Source organism: Thermodesulfobacteriota bacterium (genome assembly GCA_039028315.1).
Classification (GTDB): Bacteria; Desulfobacterota_D; UBA1144; order Nemesobacterales; family UBA2774; genus CR02bin9.
This window is the reverse complement of the sequence record JBCCIH010000204.1, coordinates 1-3,899: the sequence shown is the minus strand read 5'-3', so window position 1 is coordinate 3,899 and position 3,899 is coordinate 1. Positions and strand designations below refer to the sequence as shown.

The 3,899-nt window shown below is 38.9% G+C and carries 6 protein-coding genes; all 6 read left to right on the top strand.

The annotated features are described in order from the left end of the window. A partial coding sequence (locus AAF462_10715; GenBank protein ID MEM7009595.1) for a mechanosensitive ion channel family protein occupies nt 1–400 on the top strand: 400 nt, incomplete at its 5' end. Nucleotides 401–450: 50 nt separating this feature from the next. Beyond that, nucleotides 451–1,056: a Maf family protein gene (locus AAF462_10710; protein ID MEM7009594.1), complete on the top strand. Its 606-nt coding sequence runs from the start codon at nt 451–453 to the stop codon at nt 1,054–1,056. After that, a complete protein-coding gene (locus tag AAF462_10705; protein MEM7009593.1) occupies nt 1,040–1,732 on the top strand; it encodes a YggS family pyridoxal phosphate-dependent enzyme in 693 nt (230 codons plus the stop codon). Before AAF462_10710 ends, AAF462_10705 begins: the two co-directional genes overlap by 17 nt. Before the next feature lie 10 nt (nt 1,733–1,742). After that, nucleotides 1,743–2,558, top strand: a complete 816-nt coding sequence (proC, locus tag AAF462_10700) for a pyrroline-5-carboxylate reductase (protein MEM7009592.1) — start codon at nt 1,743–1,745, stop codon at nt 2,556–2,558. Then, nucleotides 2,558–2,854, top strand: a complete 297-nt coding sequence (locus tag AAF462_10695; GenBank protein MEM7009591.1) for a YggT family protein — start codon at nt 2,558–2,560, stop codon at nt 2,852–2,854. Before proC ends, AAF462_10695 begins: the two co-directional genes overlap by 1 nt. 3 nt (nt 2,855–2,857) lie before the next feature. Continuing rightward, nucleotides 2,858–3,637 (top strand): alpha/beta hydrolase, encoded by a 780-nt coding sequence (locus AAF462_10690; protein ID MEM7009590.1) that lies wholly within the window; start codon nt 2,858–2,860, stop codon nt 3,635–3,637. The last annotated feature ends 262 nt before the right edge of the window (nt 3,638–3,899 follow it).

Here is a 3,899-nt window from a genome sequence, read left to right as displayed (position 1 = left end):
GAATGAAGGGCTTATACTCCACTCCAAAGTTACTATCGGATACGATGTTCCCTGGCAACAAGTACATGAGCTATTAAAGGAGTCTGCATTATTAACTGAGGATATTGAAAAAACTCCAGAACCGTTCGTTCTTCAGACATCACTAGATGACTATTATGTAGAGTATGAAGTGAATGCATATACCAAAAAGCCTAGAGTTATGGCCCGTACATACAACGAGCTGCATAGAAATATTCAAGATAAATTTCATGAAGCAGGTGTCGAGATTGCTTCACCTGGTATTGTTGCATACCGCGACGGTAACAAACCGAACATACCTGATGACTACCTGCCTAAAAATTATAACCCGCCCAAAACAGGTATCTGGCCGTTTAGCACTCCTACTAAAAAGGCTGACTAATTCTAGTTATTATATTTCTCAAAAATTAATATCAGGATATTAACAATAAAATGAATACTAAAATTGTTCTGGCTTCTTCATCACCTAGAAGAAAGGAGCTACTAGAGAGCCTGGGGATTAGTTTTGAGGTTGTTTCACCCAGCTCAGATGAGTCCTTATTAGATAATGAGAGGCCTGAGGACTATGTTCTTAGGTTATCATCTGAAAAAGCACTGTCTGTGTCGAAAAATTTAACCGGGGATGTTCTAGTTATTGGGGCAGACACAGTTGTTGTTGTTGAGAATGAAATCCTCGGCAAGCCCAAAGATGAAGAAGATGCAAGGAATATGCTCAGCAAAATTTCAGACGGAGCGCATCACGTGCTCACCGCATTTTCAATCGTAAAACCAGAGCATGAAATTCTGCACACACATGTAGTTGGGACTGAGGTGATGGTAAAAACTCTTGAACCAAAGGAGATAGAAGGTTACATTAAAACCACTGAGCCTATGGATAAAGCGGGAGCTTACGGAATTCAAGGAGTGGGCGCTTTTATGATTAAGGGAATAAGGGGCTCGTATACCAACGTCGTCGGACTTCCCTTAGTTGAGGTAACCGAGGCACTAAAAAAACTGGGGGCTCTAGAACTTTTTAGCGGCGATGGACTTAGCAAGTAATATAAACAGTATAAGAGATAGAATACAAACAGCCGCGACAAAAGTAGGCAGAAATCCTAAAGAGATAGAGCTTGTGGCAGTATCTAAGCGAGTAGAGTCAAAGCGAATTATAGATGCATTAGATTTAGGCCTTTACACTTTTGGTGAGAATTATGCTCAGGAGTTTAGAGATAAATATAAGCAACTTGAGCAAGAAGATGATAAAGAAATTAATTGGCACTTTATAGGCCAATTGCAGAAAAATAAGGTTAAATACATAGCAGGGAAAGTTGAGCTTATTCACTCTTTAGACTCTCTTTCCGTTGCAAACGAGATTAACAAACGCTCACAGAGCTTAGGCATTAAAACTTCGGTGCTTATAGAAGTAGATACTGGAGGAGAAGAATCTAAGGGCGGTGTTTCGCCATCTAACTTAGAGGAATTCTTGGACAATCTAGATGAGCTAGATTCAATAAAAGTTAATGGTCTTATGACAATGCCCCCATATTTTGATGATATAGAATTGTCCAGACCATATTTTGTTAAACTAAGGAATTTAAGGGAAAAACTTTCGAACTCATATCCACAAATAAAAGAACTATCCATGGGCATGAGCGGAGATTTTGAAGTTGCAATCCAAGAGGGCGCTACAATTATTAGAGTAGGAACAGCGATATTCGGCGAGAGAGATAAATAGAAGAAAAAAAATGAATAAAATAGGATTTATTGGCGCTGGAAACATGGCAGAGGCTCTCATAAAGGGCCTAATATCATCTGGTCTTTTTAAGAGCAGTCAGATATTCATTAGGGACATATCAAAGAAACGCGTTAGTCATGTAAAATCGAGTTATAAAGTTAAAGTAGCCGCAACAAACAAAATTCTTGCCCAAGAATCAGACCTCATTGTCTTGGCCGTCAAACCCAATCAGATAATAAAAGTAGTACGTGAGATTGAAGAGACTATAACTACTAGAAAAGTTCTCATATCAATCGCAGCTGGAATTACTACATCTAATATTTCAAATTTACTTAAGATTAAATCAAAAATAGTCAGAGTAATGCCTAATACGCCGGCATTAGTTCTAAGCGGAGCTTCAGTGTTTTATTGTAATGAAAATGTTACGCTTAAAGAAAAGAAACGGGTTAAAAAAATATTCGATTCTGTTGGGCTTTCTCTTATGATTGAAGATGAGGGCCTGTTAGATCCGGTCACGGGATTAAGCGGTAGCGGGCCGGCTTATGTCTCGATTTTTATAGAAGCTCTAGCTGACGGCGGAGTTAAAATGGGACTACCAAGAGATATGGCTCACAGGCTGGCAGCTCAGACTGTTTATGGAACGGCTAAGATGATAATTGAGGGTGAGACCCATCCTGCACAGTTTAAAGATAAAGTCTCCTCACCAGGAGGAACTACAATCGAAGGTGTTCATCACTTAGAGAAAGGCGGGTTTAGATCAAGTACAATCTCTGCAGTAGAAGCCGCTACCAAGCGATCAAAAGAACTATCCAAGGGGGATAAGTAATGAATTTAGGTGGGAATTTTATAGGCGCAATCGCAACGGTTTTAGATCTGGTACTAAATGTCTATATGTGGATAATTGTTGCCAGAGCCATAATTTCATGGGTAAGTCCAAGCCCTTATAATCCTATAGTTCAATTTCTATATAGAGCGACAGAACCTGTTCTTAGATACGCCAGAAGAATCATTCCCCCGATCGGCGGCACTTTAGATCTATCACCAATCATAGTGCTGTTGGCAATTGTATTCTTGCGGCAGTTCTTAGTTCAGAGTCTAGTTGAGCTCTCTCAAAAGTTCTAATACATGTCTGAAGTAATAATCAATAAAACTAAGATAAACTTTATCCAAGCTCAGAATTTCGATAATGCGCGCCCAACCCTTTTGTTCATTCACGGCGCAGGACAAAGCTCAAGCACATGGCGATTTCAGAAAGATAGATTTTCAGGATCATCTAAGTTCAACTTTATAGCTATTGATTTGCCAGGTCATGGCAAGTCCGAAGGAGAAGGGTTTAGAACCATAGCAGAATATAAGAGTTTTCTTATAGAGTTCATTGAAACTTTAAAGCTAAACAGACCAATATTGATAGGTCATTCAATGGGCGGCGGGATTGCAATGTTAATCGCAATTCAAAACCCCGAGATAGTAAATGCCCTGGTTCTAGTGGCAACAGGGGCAAAACTCAGCGTAGCTCAACAAACACTTATAGCTGCTAAGGATAATTACAAAGAATTTTGCGAGCTGGCGTCACAAAGAATGTTCGCTGAAGACTCTTTGGAGGAATTAAAGCATGAATTTAGGGACGGTTTACTAAGTATTAGACCAGAGGTGAGCTACGGCGATCTAATCGCCTGCAATGAGTTTAATATATTAAATGATTTAGATAAGATAGCTCATCCTACACTTATAATCTCTTCAGATAAAGATATACTCACACCAATCAAATATGGAGAGTATCTCCACCAAAATATCTACGGATCAGAGTTTCATCAAATAAAAGGGTCCGGGCACTTCATAATGCAAGAGAAGTCAATTGAATTCAATCTACTTCTGCAAAATTTTCTAAGTGATATTATTGAGTGATAGAAAATAGTTAAGGAATTTATCAGGGTATAAAAATCTATTGATATATCGCCCTTTGGCATTATATTTATTTGGGGATTACAACGAGTTCATAGGAGTTAATTTCAACCGGCATAAAGCAAGGTTTTGAGGGAAAATAGATGCAGGTTTTTACACGGGTTTTTGTTTTAACAATATTAGTTGGGGCAAGCTTTATTCTATTTGTCAGCGATCTAGCTGCGCAAAATATGCCAGTTGTGCCCATTTCTATTGATCAGGCTAT

What these genes read in the sequence shown, in the direction of transcription:
- AAF462_10710 (MEM7009594.1), top strand. Translation starts at nt 451, where the DNA reads ATGAATACTAAAATTGTTCTGGCTTCTTCATCACCTAGAAGAAAGGAG.
- AAF462_10705 (MEM7009593.1), top strand. Translation starts at nt 1,040, where the DNA reads ATGGACTTAGCAAGTAATATAAACAGTATAAGAGATAGAATACAAACA.
- proC (MEM7009592.1), top strand. Translation starts at nt 1,743, where the DNA reads ATGAATAAAATAGGATTTATTGGCGCTGGAAACATGGCAGAGGCTCTC.
- AAF462_10695 (MEM7009591.1), top strand. Translation starts at nt 2,558, where the DNA reads ATGAATTTAGGTGGGAATTTTATAGGCGCAATCGCAACGGTTTTAGAT.
- AAF462_10690 (MEM7009590.1), top strand. Translation starts at nt 2,858, where the DNA reads ATGTCTGAAGTAATAATCAATAAAACTAAGATAAACTTTATCCAAGCT.